The organism is Clostridium polynesiense, assembly GCF_000820705.1.
Classification (GTDB): domain Bacteria; phylum Bacillota; class Clostridia; order Clostridiales; family Clostridiaceae; genus Clostridium_AA; species Clostridium_AA polynesiense.
Genome location: NZ_CCXI01000128.1, coordinates 1 through 16,587, shown reverse-complemented (window position 1 = coordinate 16,587; position 16,587 = coordinate 1). Strand labels below are relative to the sequence as shown.

The following is a 16,587-nucleotide window of genomic DNA, read 5'->3' as shown; positions in this document are numbered from 1 at the left end:
TAATGTTAGATGGATGTGTTGAAATTTGAAGGACAAAGTTCTGAGATATATAAAAGAACATTCAATGCTGAATCCCGGCGACAGGGTTTTGGTAGCCCTTTCCGGAGGACCGGACTCCGTTTGTCTGATTCACCTTCTTCATACTCTAGAGGAGGAGCTGAACATTAAATGCTTCGCCGCTCACATAAATCATTGCTTAAGAGGTGAAGATTCGGATAAGGATGAAGCATATGCAGAGGAACTCTGCGGGAGACTAAACATAACCTTTTTCTCTAAAAAAATCGACATAAACCTTTGGGCTAAGGAAAAGGGGATTTCTACTGAAATGGCAGGTAGAGAAGCCCGTTATGATTTCTTTGAGTTTATTAAAAATGAATATTCCCTTAATAAAATAGCTTTAGCTCATAATGCCAATGATCAGGCAGAAACTATACTTATGAGGATGATAAGGGGAACTGGAAGTGAAGGTTTGAGAGGGATAAGGCCTGTACGGGATGGGATTTTTATAAGACCTATCCTCATATTGAGCCGCAAAGAAATAGAAGAATATTGTGAGGAAAATAATCTTAACCCCAGGATAGATAAGACTAACTTGGAAGAGCTTTATTACAGAAACAAGATAAGGCTTCAGCTTATACCTTACATACAGGAGAATTTTAACCCTAATATAATATCTTCCCTTAACAGATTGGCAATTTTAGAGGACATAGATAATGACTTTATAGATAAAGAGGCGGATATAAACTATGAAAAATTCTGTATAAGGGATTCGAAGGAAATAATTATAAAAAAAGATGCTTTCAGTGTTCACAGAGCAGTGCTCAGCAGGCTTATTCGGAAAGCTTTTAATGATGCTTCAGGTTTTTCCTCTAATTTCGAAAAGGTTCATGTTGAGGATATAATAGCACTGCAGAAGCAGGGTACAGGAAAGAGCATAAGCCTCCCGGGGGGGATGTCAGCAGAAAATAGATATTCTGATATATATTTGGTAAATAAAAACCTTATTAGCGCAAAGGGCTATAGGGAGGAGTATCTGATAAAAGACCTAAAGGACATAAAAGATGAATTAACAGGAGGATTAAATGTATTTTCTAAGGAATTTAATTATACTCTTGTATTTAAGTTGACAGTATCTTCGGAAAAAATCCAATTAAAGAATAATAATGCTGTAAAGTACTTTGATTTTGATAAGATTAAAGGTAGTATAATATTAAGAAGCAGAAAAGATGGAGACAGGTTTAATCCACTGGGAATGAAGGGCACAAAAAAGCTAAAGGATATTTTTATTGATTTGAAGATTCCTCAAGTTAAAAGAAATGAAATTCCTCTTATATGCTTTGATGACGATATTGCCTGGATAATAGGATATAAAATCAGCGATAAATATAAAGTGGATATAAACACTAAAAATATACTACAAATAAACATTGAAAGTGAGGCAGTAATGAATGAGAGACGATTTTAAGGAAATACTTTTTACTGAGGAGGAAATTCTATCTAAAGTAAAAGAGATGGCTGAAAAGATAAGCAGTGATTATAAGGGTAAGGACTTAGTTGTGGTAGGAGTGTTAAAGGGCTCCGTTGTATTTACATCGGATCTTATAAAATATATAACAATACCCTGCGTGCTGGACTTCATGGCGGTATCCTCTTATGGAGCTTCTACAGAAAGTTCAGGCATAGTAAAGATAATAAAGGATTTAGATTATGACATAGAAGGAAAAGATCTCCTTATAGTTGAAGATATCGTAGATACAGGTACCACCTTAAAATACCTCCTAAAATATCTAAAGGCAAGAAAAGCTAACAGTGTAGCTATTGCTTCTCTGTTAACCAAACCTGCCAGGAGAAAATCTGCTGTAGAAATTAAATATTTAGGCTTTAATGTTCCTGATGAGTTTATTGTAGGTTATGGAATAGATTATGCTGAAAAGTACCGCAATACTCCTTATATAGGGATTTTAAAAGAGGAAATTTATAAATAATTAATATTATAATTTATTGTAATGGATATACCTATATGATAAAATTTTATAGTAACTAGAAAGAGGGGGGGCCCAAATATGAAAAAGATTTCCAGCGTTACTACCTGGATTGTAGTTTTAGTAATGATTGTTTTAGCTGCCTTTGCCCTGTTTGAAAGCGGAAAGGGTGGTAACGCAATCCCTTTCAATGAGTTTCAGCAAAAGTGGTTAAATAATGAAATAAAGAGTATACAGGTTAAAGAAGATAAAATGACTGTAGATGGTACATTGATAAACGGTAACAGCTTCAGTACTAATGTAATTCCTGAAAGATTTATTCAATTTATAGGACAAAATCCTAAGCCTGAAGTAAAAGAGGTTTATATACCTCCAACCAGCGTACCTGCATGGATACAACTTATACCAACGGTACTGCTCATAGTTATGCTTTTAGCATTCTGGTTTTTATTTATGCAGCAATCTCAAGGCGGAGGCGGTAACCGAGGGGTAATGAACTTTGGTAAAAGCCGTGCCAAGATGGCTACACCAGATAAAAAAAGGGTTACCTTTAATGACGTAGCAGGAGCAGATGAGGAAAAAGCTGAACTTGAGGAAATCGTGGATTTCTTAAAGCAGCCTAAAAGATACATCGATATGGGAGCCAGAATACCTAAAGGAGTTCTTCTTGTAGGACCTCCAGGAACAGGTAAAACACTTCTTGCAAAGGCTATTGCAGGAGAAGCGGGAGTTCCTTTCTTTACCATCTCAGGTTCTGACTTTGTTGAGATGTTTGTAGGAGTAGGAGCATCAAGAGTTAGAGATTTATTTGATCAGGCGAAGAAAAATTCTCCCTGTATAATTTTTATAGATGAAATTGACGCTGTAGGAAGACAGAGAGGTGCCGGAGTAGGAGGAGGTCATGATGAAAGGGAGCAGACATTAAATCAGTTACTGGTTGAAATGGATGGCTTCGGTATAAACGAAGGAATAATAATGATTGCTGCTACTAACAGACCAGACATACTGGATCCTGCACTGCTAAGACCGGGAAGGTTTGACAGACAGATAGTAGTGGGTGCTCCGGACGTTAAAGGAAGAGAAGAAATACTTAAGGTTCATACAAGAAATAAGCCTCTTAATGATGATGTTAATTTAAACATTCTGGCTAAGAGAACTCCAGGGTTTACTGGAGCTGATATAGAAAACTTAGCAAATGAAGCTGCTCTTTTATCTGTTAGAAGAGATAAAAAGCTTATAGGAATGGAGGAAATGGAGGAGGCAATTACCCGTGTAATTGCAGGGCCTGAAAAGAAAAGCAGAGTGATAAGCGATCATGATAAAAAGCTTACTGCTTACCATGAGGCAGGTCATGCCGTAGTTATGAAGCTTCTGCCTAATGCTGATCCTGTGCATCAAGTAAGCATAATACCAAGAGGTATGGCTGGAGGATACACTATGCATCTTCCTCAGGAAGACAGATCATATACCTCAAAGTCAAAGCTGGAAGATGAAATGGTAGGTTTACTTGGCGGAAGAGTTGCAGAAAAACTTATAATGGGAGATATCAGTACCGGCGCAAAAAATGATATTGATAGAGCAAGCAATATAGCAAGAGCAATGGTTATGGAATATGGAATGAGCGAAGAGCTTGGGCCAATATCCTTTGGTTCAGACCATAATGAGGTTTTCCTTGGAAGAGATATTGGAAGAAGCAGAAACTTCAGCGAGGAAATAGGTTCTACCATAGATAAAGAGGTTAAAAGTCTTATAGAGAATTCTTATAAACAAGCTGAAGCTCTATTAACAGAGAATATATCTAAACTTCATGCTGTAGCTCAAGCACTTCTTGAAAAGGAAAAAATTGAGGCAGATGAGTTTAATGAGATTTTTGCAAATTCATAAAACGCCGTAACGGCGTTTTATTTTTTTGTATGTAAAGATTATGAAGGAAATTATAGGAATATGAAAGCTATTACCGATAAAATGAAATAAGTATTGCATAGAATAATTATTATGCTTTATTTTCATTCTCGTTAAGGATATAATAATATTATATTGAAATTTCTGAAAATAAGGAGGCAAAATGGAGAAAATACTAAAAGTTGGTTTGCAGGCTTCTAAAGAGTATGTGGTTTCTACTTCAGACAGCGCTTCAGCATATGGGTCAGGAGATGTAGAAGTTTATTCAACTCCAGCTTTAATAGCTTTAATGGAAGGGACTTCAAAGGATTGTGTTGCTTCCTGTCTCAATGAGGAAGAAAGTACAGTAGGTATAGAAGTTAACATAAGGCATCTTAAAGCTACTCCAATAGGAATGAAAGTAAACTGCCATTCAGAATTAGTTGAAATAAAAGGCAAAAGACTGATTTTTAGTGTAACAGCCTATGATGAAGCAGGTAAAATAGGTGAGGGTATTCATATTAGATACATAATAAACAAAGAAGAATTTATAAATAAAGCTTATAAAAAAATATAAATTATTTATAAATAAAGCCTTATACTTTGGTGTAAATATTTTTTAATTATTTAATATAGCTCATATGTAAAATATTTATTTAATATAAATTCTACTAAAAAACTTAAGAGAGGTGTTTTAAAATGAAGACTGATATCGAAATAGCTCAAAGCACAAAAATGGAGCCTATAGCTAATATAGCTTTAGGGCTTGGACTCAATGAGGATGACATAGATTTATATGGTAAGTATAAATGCAAAATATCTTTGGATGTATACGACAGATTAAAGGATAAGGAAGACGGAAAGCTTGTTTTGGTAACAGCTATTAACCCTACTCCTGCAGGGGAAGGTAAGTCTACTGTAACAGTAGGATTAGGACAAGCTCTTAATAAAATTAACAAAAAAACCATAATAGCCTTAAGAGAACCCTCTTTAGGGCCGGTTTTTGGAATAAAGGGAGGAGCAGCAGGAGGAGGATATTCTCAAGTTGTTCCTATGGAAGACATAAATCTTCACTTTACAGGTGACATGCATGCTATCACTGCCGCTAATAACTTGATTTGTGCAGCTATAGATAACCATATTCATCAGGGAAATGCACTTCGCATTGATTCCAGAAGAATCACTTTTAAAAGAGTAATGGATATGAATGATAGAGCTCTTAGGAATATAGTGGTGAGCTTAGGAGGAAAGCTTAACGGTTTTCCAAGGGAAGACGGTTTCATGATTACCGTGGCTTCTGAAATTATGGCTATTTTATGCTTATCTCACGATCTCATGGATTTAAAGGAAAAGATAGGAGAAATAGTTATAGGTTATAATTTAGACGGAGATCCTGTATATGCTAAAGAATTAAATGTACACGGAGCTGCTGCTCTGCTTATGAAAGAAGCTATAAAACCTAATTTAGTTCAGACTCTGGAAAACACGCCAGCTATCATTCACGGGGGACCTTTTGCAAACATAGCTCATGGCTGCAACAGTATAATTGCTACTAAAACTGCTTTGAAGCTGGGAGAATATGTGGTAACGGAAGCTGGATTCGGAGCTGACTTAGGAGCTGAGAAGTTTTTTGATATAAAATGCAGATATGGAGAGCTTAAGCCTAATGCAGTAGTTTTAGTAGCTACCATAAGAGCAATTAAGCATCATGGCGGAATTGTAAAGGATAAGCTTAATGAAAGCAATGTACTCGCAGTACAAAAGGGAATAGAAAACCTGGAAAAGCAGATTGAGAATGTTAAAAAGTATGGAGTACCTGTAGTGGTAGCCATTAATAAATTCATCACAGACAGCGATGAAGAAGTAGACTTTGTTCTAAACTTCTGTGCAGAAAGAGGAGTTAAGGCTGTGCTTACAGAGGTTTGGGAAAAAGGAGGAGAAGGTGGTATTCCTCTGGCTGAAGCTGTAGTAGAAGTTATTGAAAAGGAAGAATCCAAATTTAAGGTTCTTTATGACGATAAACTGCCTTTAAAGGAAAAAATATTGACTATAACAAAAGAGATATATGGAGGTATGGGAGTAAACTACACTCCTCAGGCTGAAAAGCAGATAGCAGAGCTGGAAAGAGCTGGACTGGACAAAAAACCAATTTGTATGGCAAAAACTCAATATTCTCTTTCCGATAATCCTAAACTTTTAGGAAGACCAGAAAACTTTGAGATTACAGTTAAAGAATTGAGAGTTTCAAATGGTGCCGGCTTTGTAGTAGTATTAACAGGAGATATAATGACTATGCCTGGACTGCCAAAGGTACCTTCAGCAGAAAAGATTGATATTATGCCTAGCGGAGAAATATTAGGATTATTCTAAAATAAAAATAAGATTATTGAATTAAAAATTAAGCTCTAAAGGATGGAATGTGCTATAAAGTGCATATACATCTTTTAGAGCTTTTTATTATATAAAATCAATGTTCTGTCAGACTATTTGATTCTGTAACCGTATATAATATGAAGGTTTATATAGTATTTTAATATAATTAATAGGAATAACTTTAAACTTTATTCTAATTTAACTTTTATTGTTATTTGGAAAGGGGCTGCCATGAAAAAATTTATATCCATAAGCTTTATTTTAATTGCGTTTTTAATAGCCATTACAGTATTTTTGCCTGGTAAAAGGTATATAAAAGAAGGCATTTCTTTGGTTAAAAGAGAATCAGAAAACTTATTTAAGAATGATTTGAAAGTTCCTGAAGAATATTCTAAGGCAGATAAAAATAAAAATGGAATTCCTGATCCTTTAGATATGGTACAAGCTGCTCGTAGGGAAGTGGAAAACGAAACTGTTTATGTAAGTAACTATTATGTAGGAGGATATCCTCCTGATAGTGAAGGGGTATGTACCGATGTCATCTGGAGGGCATTTGCAGGTATGGAAATTAACTTAAAGGAATTAATGGACGAGGATATCAAAAAGAATATAAAGCTTTATCCCAGAGTAAATGGAAGTCCTGATCCTAATATAGACTTTAGGAGGGTACCTAACCAGGAGGTGTTTTTTAAAAGACATGCACAGAGCCTTCCCACTGAAGTAAAAGCATGGGATATAGAAAACTTAAAACAGTGGCAGCCTGGAGATATCATATTATTTTTAGAACCCTATCAGCATGTAGGGGTTATTTCAGACAAAAGAGACAAGGATGGTATCCCCTATCTGATTCACAACTCTACCCCTCATGCAAAGGAGGTTAAGCTAAGCTGGATTACCGATTCTACTCCACTTACCGGGCACTACAGATGGAAATACTAAACACCAATAAATGGAACCGCCCCTGGGGTGCTCCCTTTTTATGGGAGCACCCCAGGGGCGGTTCCATTGTTTTACAATCCATTCTTTTATAAACTGAGAACTTTTCCTTCATTTAATAGAAAATTGAAACAATTCCTGCATATAAAGTATACATTATTCATTTGGTTATGATATTATTAAAGTGGGGATAGTTTTCATATTATGTAAATTGTTGCTAGGAATAAGTTGTTTATATTCTTATAAATAACTGTTTAAAATATATCTTATAAAGGTTATATAGTATATACGTGTTAAGGAGGCGTAACTATGGATAGAATTGAAGAGCTTCTTCAAAGAAAAAAGGAAGTATTATCAGGTAACAAAGAAGGAGTAGATATGCAGCATAACCTTCAAAAGCTCACTGCAAGGGAAAGAATCCATAATCTTTTGGATGAGGATTCTTTTGTAGAAATCGGTGTTTTTTCCGGAAACAGCTCCTCAGGTACAATAACTGGGTATGGTACTGTAGATGGAAGATTAGTATACGTAATTTCTCAAGATTACAGCTATAGGGGCGGAGCAGTAAATGCAAGGAATACTCAGAAAACTGTTAATACAGTAAATATGGCATTAAAGATGGGGGCTCCACTGATTTATATATTTGATTCTGTGGGAATTGATGCTTCAGAAAATTTAAAGGCATTAAGATATTACGGAGAACTCGTTAAGTCTGTATCCATGCTGTCAGGAGTGGTTCCTACCTTTGCTGTAGCAGCAGGTCCTTGCACAGGAATGGCTGCTGTGCTTGCAACTTTATGTGATTTTACAATACTCTGCAGCAATTCAGGGGAGTTTTATGTAAATGATGCAGAGAAATTAGCTGAAGCCAGCGGAAAGTATGTAGAATACAATGGTTATGCCGGATCTGAATCAGCTTCTCAAACAGGAAGCATAAAGCTCACTGTGAAAGATGATAAAGAAGCCCTTATGACAGTAAAAAAATTATTAGATTATATACCATCAAATAATTTAGCTTTTCCTCCTGTTTCAGATATAAATATAAATGGATCATTCAGCTTGGAATTAAAGGATCAGCAGGATATGGAATCTTATTCAATCGAGGAAATAATAGAGTCCGCAGCGGATAAAGACAGTATTATAGAGTTTGCTAAGGAATACGAGGACAGTACACTAACTGCTCTCATTAAGATAAATGGAAGAACAGCTGGGGTTGTAGGAATAGGAAAAAAATCAACTCCTCTAAGCAGTAAATCCATAGAAAAAGTTACCGGATTTGTAAAGCTTTGCGATAGCTTCAACATACCTTTAATAACCGTAGTAAAACATGCTCAGAGCTTTGGAGCAAGCGCAGTGGAAGAAAAGGAAGGCCTGGCTTTAAGTCTTTCGAAACTAATGTATTCACTTGCTCAAGCTGTAGTACCTAAAATATCCCTTATCACAGGAAAAGCATTAGGTACCGGATATATTACCTTTTGCAGTAAAGAAAGCGCGTATGATATGGTATTAGCTTGGCCAAGCGCTTCTGTAGCACTGAGTTTGAATAGCTTAAAGGAAGCGGGTAATATATATTCAGCTGCGGAGGAAGGACTCGTTGATGATGTTATTCTGCCTTCAGAGACTAAATTAAGGCTGTATATGGCTTTAGACATGCTCTATACCAAGCGAGAAATTAAGTATCCTAAAAAGCACGGCAGTGCCCTTATATAGGAGGAGAGAAGTATGAAGATTCTACAAGAAGGCATAGCGGTGAGCATATTTGCCATGGTTATCGTGTTTTTTGTACTGATAGCTATAATGTTTATAATAAAGATTCAGAGCAGAATATTGGGCGTATCTGATAAGGAAAATCAAAGAAAAGAAGAAAAAAACATAAAAGCAGAGACAGTTAAATTAAATGATAATTCATCAGAAGTCAGTAGGATAATAACTCATGCTGAAAGCGATGTATCAAGGAGTAATACTAAGGACAACAAGGAAGAGGTAGTGGCAGCTATAATTGCAGCCCTTATGCTTTATGGAGAAGAAAATAATGTTCAGTTCAAAATAAAGAGTATAAGGCGTATTGATGGAGATTCTGCCTGGGCACAGGCAAACTTACTGTAAAAATATCATTATGGAGGTTTATTATGAAAAGATATTATGTTACCGTAAATGGAAGTAGATATGAAGTGGAAGTTGAAGAGGTTCAGGGAAACTTTCCTAAGGCACCTAAAGCTGAGACTGTAGAGCAAGAGCTGAGGGCTCATGAGCCTGCTTCTGAAGCCGTGGCATCACAGGAAGCATCAGAAAAGGATGTAAAAAAAGAAAACCCTGATAAAGTTACCGAAGCTGAAGGAGAGAAGATTCTGTGTCCTATGCCGGGAACCATAATTAAAATACCGGTATCAGAAGGGCAAAAGATTAAAAAAGGCGAGGTTATTTTGGTTTTAGAGGCAATGAAAATGGAAAATGAAATTATGAGCCCCAAAGATGGAACGGTAGTTCAGATAGCTGTAACAAAGGGTCAACAGGCCAACACTGGAGATTTACTGGCAGTTATACAATAATATTAGGGGGAAAAGATTATATGAATTTCGTAGAGTCCTTAGTGGAATTGTGGCAGACCTCAGGATATGCCGCATTAAATATAAAATATCTGATAATGATACTTATTTCCTGTATATTGATATACTTAGCCATAGTTAAAGAGTTTGAACCGCTGCTCCTTCTGCCCATAGCCTTTGGAATGCTGCTGGCTAACCTTCCGCTATCAGGGATTATGGAAGAGGGAGGGTTAATATTTAATTTATATAAAGGTGTGAAGATGGGAATATATCCACCGCTGATATTCCTTGGAATAGGAGCTATGACGGATTTTGGACCCTTAATAGCTAATCCTTCCAGTTTGCTTTTAGGAGCTGCAGCTCAAATTGGCATATTTTTTACCTTTATATGTGCACTTTTATTAGGATTCATTCCAGCTGAAGCAGCCTCTATAGGAATTATAGGTGGAGCAGATGGGCCTACAGCTATATATCTTACAAGCCAGCTGGCACCGGAATTACTAGGTCCAATAGCTGTAGCTGCCTATTCATATATGGCATTAGTTCCGTTAATTCAGCCTCCTATAATGAGAGCATTAACTACTGAAAAAGAAAGAACTATAAAAATGGGAGGGCTTAGAACTGTAAGTAAAAAGGAAAAAATAGTGTTCCCTATTATAGTTTCTATCATGGTTATACTGCTTCTGCCTTCTGTAGCACCACTGTTAGGCATGTTAATGCTGGGAAATTTATTTAAGGAAAGCGGTGTAGTGGGCAGGCTTACTGATACTGCTCAGAATGCCTTGATAAATATAATAACCATATTCTTAGGTATAAGCGTGGGTGCTACAGCAAATGCAGAGATATTTTTGAGAGCGGAAACTATAAAAATCACCCTCCTAGGAATAGTAGCCTTTTCAATAAGCACCGCTGGGGAGTACTTCTGGCTAAACTTTTAAATAGGATTACAGGAGGAAAGATAAATCCTTTAATAGGTTCTGCAGGAGTATCCGCTGTACCTATGGCAGCAAGGGTATCACAGATGGAGGGACAAAAAGCTGACCCTAGTAATTTTCTGCTAATGCATGCAATGGGACCAAATGTTGCCGGGGTAATAGGATCTGCTGTAGCTGCGGGAGTGCTGCTTACATTATTCAAATAAACCTGTATTCTAATTAAAATTAACTGATAATTTAAAATAAATTCACTATAATATTGAAGTATTTCTTGACATATCAGTATAAATTGTTAAAATTAAATTGTTAAATTTCATACAGAGGGTGTATTACGTTTGGTAATATATCCTCTGTGTGCTGTTATTAACAGTAATTTCATGTAATAAAGAGCTAAAATTTTATAAGCATAATGGCTATATTTACGGAAAGCTTATACTATATATCATATAAACGTTTTTGTGCTTTATTTTAGCTATAAATATTTATTAATGAGGTTAAATAACACAGAGGGCAGCCTACGGAGCTGCTTTTAATTATATTAACTGGAGGATTTAAAATGATTTTACTTGTGGATGTTGGAAATACCAATATTGTAGTAGGTCTTTACAGTGACGGGAAGTACATAACCAGGTGGAGATTATCCACGGACGCAAATAAAACATCTGATGAGTACTCCATTCAACTTATGCAGCTCTTTAATCAAAACAGTCTTAGTACTGAGGATGTTGAAGGGATTATAATCTCATCTGTAGTACCAAATATAATGCATTCTTTAGAACATGCTATAGCAAAGAGTTTTAAGAAAAAGGCTTTAGTAGTAGGTCCTGGGGTAAAGACGGGAATTAATATTAAGTACGATAATCCTAAAGAAGTTGGAGCAGACAGAATAGTTAACGCTGTAGCAGCTCACGAAAAATATAAAAGATCCTTAATAATAATAGATTTTGGAACGGCAACAACTTTTTGTGCTGTAACCCAAAAGGGTAATTATTTAGGTGGAAACATATGTCCTGGAATTAAAATTTCTTCTGATGCTTTGTTTGAAAGGGCAGCAAAACTTCCAAGAGTGGAACTTGAGAAGCCTGGAACCTTAATATGCAAAAATACTGTTTCAAGCATGCAGGCAGGAATAATATATGGTTATACAGGACTTGTGGAATATATAGTAAATAAGATGAAGCAGGAAATGATTAATTTTGGAGAAGAGGAACCTTATGTGGTAGCTACAGGTGGACTTGCTAAACTTATCGCTCAGGATACCGATTCTATAGATGAAGTTGCTCCTTTATTAACTCTGGAAGGGCTAAAAATTATATACGAAAAGAATAAGGAGTAAGATTTCCTATGAAAATAGCTGATCTGCAATTTGAAAACAATGTTTTTTTAGCTCCTATGGCGGGAGTTACGGATATAGCCTTTAGAAGAATATGCAGGGAATTGGGCTGTGGTCTTCTTTATACCGAAATGGTAAGTGCAAAAGCCCTATATTATGGAAGCGAAAATACAGAAGCGCTTCTTAGAATTTCTGAGGAAGAAAAACCTGTGGCAGTTCAGATCTTTGGCAGGGAACCGGAAATAATGGCTGAAGTTGTGGAAAAGTACTTTAATAAAAGAGAAGATATTTATCTTATAGATATAAATATGGGATGCCCAGCTCCTAAAATAATAAAAAACGGTGAAGGCTCTGCCTTAATGCTGGAAGAGACATTAGCCTCAGAGATAGTTTATAAAATTAAAAAGGTAAGCAATAAGCCTGTAACTGTTAAATTTAGAAAAGGATATTCTAAAGATTCCATAAATGCTGTGGAATTTGCTAAAGCCATGGAGGCTGCAGGAGCTGATGCTATTGCGGTTCACGGAAGAACCAGAGAGCAGATGTATGAAGGCAGGGCCGACTGGGATATAATAGCACAAGTGAAAAAAGCTGTAGAGATACCTGTAATAGGTAACGGCGATGTATTTTTGCCGGAGGATGCTCTAAGAATGACGGAAGTTACCCATTGTGATGGAATAATGATAGCTAGAGGAAGTCAGGGAAATCCGTGGATTTTCAAGCAGATACAGGATTTATTAAATGGCAGAATAGCGGTTGAACCTTCTCCTTGTGAAAGGATTGAAATGTGTATAAGACACTATGAACTTTCTCTTTACTATAATGGAGAAGATAAGGCTGTGAGAGAAATGAGAAAACATATCTCATGGTACATAAAAGGATTGAAACAGTGTACTGAGGTAAAAAATGCAGTTAATGCAGAGAAAACCTCTAAGGGAGCTATAGAAATATTGAGAAGCTACAAGGATTTCTTAAAATAGGATGATAAAAATTATTATAATGGCAATGATGTTAATTATATCTACTTCTACATAGTACTTAGTCATTTTATAAAGGAGTATGGAATAGAATAGGGTATAAATATCAATTAATGGGTGAATAATGAATTTTATTATATATATTTTTAAAATTATATATTTTAAAGATAAAGTTATATTTTAGTTGATTAATACCAGATTCGTGATACAATATTGAATTTGGAAGAGTAAATTGACAAATCAATACATACTGCATTATAATATTTTAAATATTGGACTAGGTATTTGTTTAGAATTAATTATTATAAATATAAAATAACTGTAGATTTAAAGGGGAGAATAAAATGAGCGAAGCAAAAAAGTATATAATGACATATGAAGGGGTTAAGAAATTAGAGGATGAATTAGAATTTCTTAAAACTGTTAAAAGAAAAGAGATTACTGAAAAAATTAAGGTAGCTTTAGGCTATGGTGATTTAAGCGAAAACTCAGAATATGATGAAGCAAAAAATGAGCAGGCATTTACTGAAGGCAGAATAATTCAGCTTGAAAATATGCTGAAAAACGCTGAGGTAGTGGATGAAAGCGATATTTCCACTGACGTGGTTTCTATAGGATCTATAGTGAAGGTTAAGGATTTTGAGTTAGATGAGGAAGATGAATATACTATTGTAGGCTCTGCAGAGGCGGACCCAATGGAAAATAAAATATCAAACGAATCACCGGTTGGAAAGGCTTTAATGCGAAAGAAGGTAGGAGACATAGTAGAAGTTAGCGTTCCAGGGGGAACTAACAAATTTGAGATACTTGAAATAAGAAGAGATTAATGGAGGGTATGTTGCATGGCTAATGAGGAAAATAACATTCACCAGCTGGAAGAACAGTATAATGAACAGGAAAGGCTTAGAAGAGAAAAGCTTACAGCTCTTCAAGAGGAAGGCAGAGATCCTTTTGACGTATACAAAGTAGAAAGAAGCCACTCCTCTCTACAAATAAAAAGCAATTTTGAAGAACTTGAAGGACAGATTGTTACAGCAGCAGGAAGGCTTATGTCCAAAAGAGTTCAGGGAAAAGCAGGTTTTGCTGATATTCATGATAGAGACGGCAAGATCCAGCTTTTTGTGCAGATAAATAATATTGGAGAAGAAAAGCATAAAGAATTTAAAACTTTGGATTTAGGCGATTGGATTGCAGTTACCGGAGAAGTTTTCAAAACAAAGACCGGGGAAATTTCTATCAAGATAAATGATTATCAGCTTATATGCAAAGCTTTAAAACCACTTCCTGAGAAATGGCACGGACTAAAGGATCCAGATTTAAGATACAGGCAAAGAGAAGTAGATATAATTACTAATCCAGAGGTTAAGGAAACCTTCATAAAAAGGGTTAAAATAATTAAAGCTATCAGAGAGTTCTTAGATAATAGAGGTTACTTAGAATTTGAAACTCCGATTCTTTCGCCTATTGCCGGAGGTGCTGCAGCAAGACCTTTCGTAACCCACCACAATGCTTTAGACATAGATATGTACCTTAGAATAGCTACAGAGCTGTATTTAAAAAGGTTAATAGTTGCAGGCTTTGAAAAAGTTTATGATATGGGCAAGAACTTTAGAAATGAAGGAATATCTGTAAGGCATAATCCTGAATTTACCATGATAGAGCTATATGAAGCATATGCTGATTATAACGATATGATGGAAATTACAGAAAACCTTGTAGCTTATGCCGCCGAGAAGGTAAATGGAACTACTAAGATTAACTATCAAGGTACTGATATTGACTTGACCCCTCCATGGAGAAGAATAACCATGGCAGATGCGGTTAAAGAATATGCAGGCATAGATTTTAACGAAATTAAAACCCATGAAGAAGCTCAGGCTATTGCTAAAGAAAAGCATCTTGAGTTTAAGAAAGAGCTGAAAAATGTAACTAAGGGAGACGTGCTTAATGCCCTCTTTGAAGCTTATGCAGAGGAGCATATGATACAGCCTACCTTTATCATGGACTATCCTGTTGAGATTTCTCCTCTTACTAAAAAGAAAAGAGGGAATCCTGAGTTTACGGAAAGATTTGAAGGCTTTATATATGGAAGAGAAATATGTAATGCCTATTCTGAATTAAATGACCCTATAGTTCAAAGGGAAAGATTTGAGCAGCAGGCAAAGGAAAGGGAAATGGGAGACGACGAAGCTTATGTTATAGATGAAGAATTCATGAGCGCCCTTGAAACAGGAATGCCTCCTACAGGAGGATTAGGAATCGGTATAGACAGAATTATAATGTTCCTTACAGATTCCGCTTCCATAAGAGATGTTATTGCATTCCCTACCATGAAGCCTCAAAGCTAAATTTTGTACATTCTATTAGGAAGAAATAATTAATGCAGCATAAAACCCTGTTTCGGATATATATCCGAAACAGGGTTTTAATTTTTAAAAAGAAATCAAACCTCTGTAATTTAAATATATGATGGCTAAAAATTGAAGTGTTATTATTATAGGAATACCGTATTTAAAGTACCAGTGCTTTGTTTTATGATGAAAAATAATCATTCCTGCATAAGTTCCTAGGGAACCTAGAAGGAGAGAAATAATAAAAAATTTCTTTTCCGGTACCCGCCATTGTTTTTTAATAGAATTCTGTTTATCTGCATACATGAGAGAAAAACCGTATATGTTAATTACTGCAGTGTAAATAAGCAAAATTGTATATAAATTCATGAAAACCACCTCTTAATATATATTATATAATTTTACCGCTATTAAATCTATTTGTTAATAAATGCTTCAGAGTATCATGATTTTTATGCAGACAGTGACTTTTAAAAATATGTCTACGTATAAATATAGGCGAGCACAAATAGTAGATCATATGCAATAGCCTTATAAGTATATAGTGTAATATCTATAAATTTATTAGTTTGTAAATGCCGCTGTGGGCAAAATCCGATTTATTGCATTGGATTATACAAAATTTAAGAAAAGCTTAAGATTTTTTTTATGTGAAAATAAGAAGTATAGGTTACAATTAAAAATGTTTAAATGATAACCTTAGGAGGGGAAGTTGTTGAAAGTTCTTGAAGTTAAAGATGTATATAAGAAGCTTGGAACTAAAGAAATTATAAAAGGAATAAGCTTTGATGTAGAAGAGGGAGAAATATTTGGATTTCTCGGACCTAACGGTGCTGGTAAAACCACTACTATAAGGATGCTGGTTGGACTAATAGCACCTAATAAAGGAAGTATAAGCATCATGGGAAACAGCCTTTCTAAAGATAGAGAGAAGGCTTTACTAAATGTGGGAGCTGTAGTAGAAAATCCGGAACTATATTCATACCTATCCGGAAGGGAAAATCTAATGCAGATAGCCAGAATAAGAAATATAAATAAGGAAGAGGTAGAGAAGGTAATAAGGCTTGTGGGCATGGAAAAAAGAATAAATGATAAGGTTAAAAAGTATTCCTTAGGAATGAAGCAGAGGCTAGGACTAGCAGCAGCCCTTCTTCCTAATCCCCGTCTTTTAATATTGGACGAGCCTACTAATGGTTTAGATCCCTCAGGAATATTGGATTTTAGAAACATAGTTAAAAAAGCTGCAAGAGAAAGAAATACAGCGGTATTCGTT

At 35.5% G+C, this 16,587-nt stretch carries 15 protein-coding genes and 1 pseudogene; 15 read left to right on the top strand and 1 reads right to left on the bottom strand.

What is annotated here, in order from left to right; genetic code table 11:
* Window positions 1-25: 25 nt before the first annotated feature.
* The 14 genes and pseudogenes from tilS to lysS all read left to right on the top strand — a co-directional run bounded on the left by tilS (window position 26) and on the right by lysS (window position 15,311).
* Window positions 26-1,465 (top strand): tRNA lysidine(34) synthetase TilS, encoded by a 1,440-nt coding sequence (gene tilS / locus TA89_RS12490; RefSeq protein ID WP_040213821.1) that lies wholly within the window; start codon window positions 26-28, stop codon window positions 1,463-1,465.
* Window positions 1,449-1,985, top strand: a complete 537-nt coding sequence (gene hpt, locus TA89_RS12485) for a hypoxanthine phosphoribosyltransferase (protein WP_040213820.1) — start codon at window positions 1,449-1,451, stop codon at window positions 1,983-1,985. The genes tilS and hpt overlap by 17 nt, the downstream gene beginning before the upstream one ends.
* Before the next feature lie 78 nt (window positions 1,986-2,063).
* Window positions 2,064-3,866 (top strand): ATP-dependent zinc metalloprotease FtsH, encoded by a 1,803-nt coding sequence (ftsH, locus tag TA89_RS12480; RefSeq protein ID WP_040213818.1) that lies wholly within the window; start codon window positions 2,064-2,066, stop codon window positions 3,864-3,866.
* Between the two features lie 181 nt (window positions 3,867-4,047).
* Window positions 4,048-4,440, top strand: a complete 393-nt coding sequence (locus TA89_RS12475) for a thioesterase family protein (RefSeq protein WP_040213817.1) — start codon at window positions 4,048-4,050, stop codon at window positions 4,438-4,440.
* A 122-nt stretch (window positions 4,441-4,562) separates the two neighbouring features.
* Entirely contained in the window at window positions 4,563-6,233 is a 1,671-nt protein-coding gene (locus TA89_RS12470) for a formate--tetrahydrofolate ligase (RefSeq protein ID WP_040213816.1), read from the top strand.
* A gap of 234 nt (window positions 6,234-6,467) precedes the next feature.
* Entirely contained in the window at window positions 6,468-7,175 is a 708-nt protein-coding gene (locus TA89_RS12465; RefSeq protein ID WP_040213814.1) for a DUF1287 domain-containing protein, read from the top strand.
* Between the two features lie 306 nt (window positions 7,176-7,481).
* Window positions 7,482-8,882 (top strand): carboxyl transferase domain-containing protein, encoded by a 1,401-nt coding sequence (locus TA89_RS12460; RefSeq protein WP_040213812.1) that lies wholly within the window; start codon window positions 7,482-7,484, stop codon window positions 8,880-8,882.
* Between the two features lie 12 nt (window positions 8,883-8,894).
* Window positions 8,895-9,278 carry an OadG family protein gene (locus tag TA89_RS12455; protein ID WP_040213810.1) on the top strand — a complete coding sequence of 128 codons (384 nt, stop codon included), beginning with the start codon at window positions 8,895-8,897 and terminating at the stop codon, window positions 9,276-9,278.
* Between the two features lie 23 nt (window positions 9,279-9,301).
* A complete protein-coding gene (locus TA89_RS12450) occupies window positions 9,302-9,721 on the top strand; it encodes a biotin/lipoyl-containing protein (protein WP_040213809.1) in 420 nt (139 codons plus the stop codon).
* 20 nt (window positions 9,722-9,741) lie between these two features.
* Window positions 9,742-10,859: pseudogene (locus tag TA89_RS12445) on the top strand (sodium ion-translocating decarboxylase subunit beta).
* A gap of 350 nt (window positions 10,860-11,209) precedes the next feature.
* Entirely contained in the window at window positions 11,210-11,989 is a 780-nt protein-coding gene (locus TA89_RS12440) for a type III pantothenate kinase (protein ID WP_040213807.1), read from the top strand.
* A gap of 8 nt (window positions 11,990-11,997) precedes the next feature.
* Entirely contained in the window at window positions 11,998-12,966 is a 969-nt protein-coding gene (gene dusB, locus TA89_RS12435; protein WP_040213806.1) for a tRNA dihydrouridine synthase DusB, read from the top strand.
* A gap of 341 nt (window positions 12,967-13,307) precedes the next feature.
* The gene (gene greA, locus TA89_RS12430; protein ID WP_040213805.1) at window positions 13,308-13,790 is read left to right on the top strand and encodes a transcription elongation factor GreA; all 483 of its coding nucleotides are present in this window, start codon (window positions 13,308-13,310) and stop codon (window positions 13,788-13,790) included.
* 15 nt (window positions 13,791-13,805) lie between these two features.
* Window positions 13,806-15,311 (top strand): lysine--tRNA ligase, encoded by a 1,506-nt coding sequence (gene lysS / locus TA89_RS12425; RefSeq protein WP_040213804.1) that lies wholly within the window; start codon window positions 13,806-13,808, stop codon window positions 15,309-15,311.
* Window positions 15,312-15,395: 84 nt separating this feature from the next.
* On the opposite strand, the gene TA89_RS12420 is transcribed toward lysS, so the two are convergent.
* Window positions 15,396-15,683 (bottom strand): DUF1294 domain-containing protein, encoded by a 288-nt coding sequence (locus TA89_RS12420; RefSeq protein ID WP_040213802.1) that lies wholly within the window; start codon window positions 15,681-15,683, stop codon window positions 15,396-15,398.
* 346 nt (window positions 15,684-16,029) lie between these two features.
* Between TA89_RS12420 and TA89_RS12415 the strand changes: the two genes are divergently transcribed.
* A partial coding sequence (locus TA89_RS12415; RefSeq protein ID WP_040213801.1) for an ABC transporter ATP-binding protein occupies window positions 16,030-16,587 on the top strand: 558 nt, incomplete at its 3' end.

What these genes read in the sequence shown, in the direction of transcription:
- TA89_RS12475 (WP_040213817.1), top strand. Translation starts at nt 4,048, where the DNA reads ATGGAGAAAATACTAAAAGTTGGTTTGCAGGCTTCTAAAGAGTATGTG.
- hpt (WP_040213820.1), top strand. Translation starts at nt 1,449, where the DNA reads ATGAGAGACGATTTTAAGGAAATACTTTTTACTGAGGAGGAAATTCTA.
- ftsH (WP_040213818.1), top strand. Translation starts at nt 2,064, where the DNA reads ATGAAAAAGATTTCCAGCGTTACTACCTGGATTGTAGTTTTAGTAATG.
- greA (WP_040213805.1), top strand. Translation starts at nt 13,308, where the DNA reads ATGAGCGAAGCAAAAAAGTATATAATGACATATGAAGGGGTTAAGAAA.
- lysS (WP_040213804.1), top strand. Translation starts at nt 13,806, where the DNA reads ATGGCTAATGAGGAAAATAACATTCACCAGCTGGAAGAACAGTATAAT.
- TA89_RS12460 (WP_040213812.1), top strand. Translation starts at nt 7,482, where the DNA reads ATGGATAGAATTGAAGAGCTTCTTCAAAGAAAAAAGGAAGTATTATCA.
- TA89_RS12420 (WP_040213802.1), bottom strand. Translation starts at nt 15,683, where the DNA reads ATGAATTTATATACAATTTTGCTTATTTACACTGCAGTAATTAACATA.
- TA89_RS12450 (WP_040213809.1), top strand. Translation starts at nt 9,302, where the DNA reads ATGAAAAGATATTATGTTACCGTAAATGGAAGTAGATATGAAGTGGAA.
- dusB (WP_040213806.1), top strand. Translation starts at nt 11,998, where the DNA reads ATGAAAATAGCTGATCTGCAATTTGAAAACAATGTTTTTTTAGCTCCT.
- TA89_RS12455 (WP_040213810.1), top strand. Translation starts at nt 8,895, where the DNA reads ATGAAGATTCTACAAGAAGGCATAGCGGTGAGCATATTTGCCATGGTT.
- TA89_RS12465 (WP_040213814.1), top strand. Translation starts at nt 6,468, where the DNA reads ATGAAAAAATTTATATCCATAAGCTTTATTTTAATTGCGTTTTTAATA.
- TA89_RS12470 (WP_040213816.1), top strand. Translation starts at nt 4,563, where the DNA reads ATGAAGACTGATATCGAAATAGCTCAAAGCACAAAAATGGAGCCTATA.
- TA89_RS12440 (WP_040213807.1), top strand. Translation starts at nt 11,210, where the DNA reads ATGATTTTACTTGTGGATGTTGGAAATACCAATATTGTAGTAGGTCTT.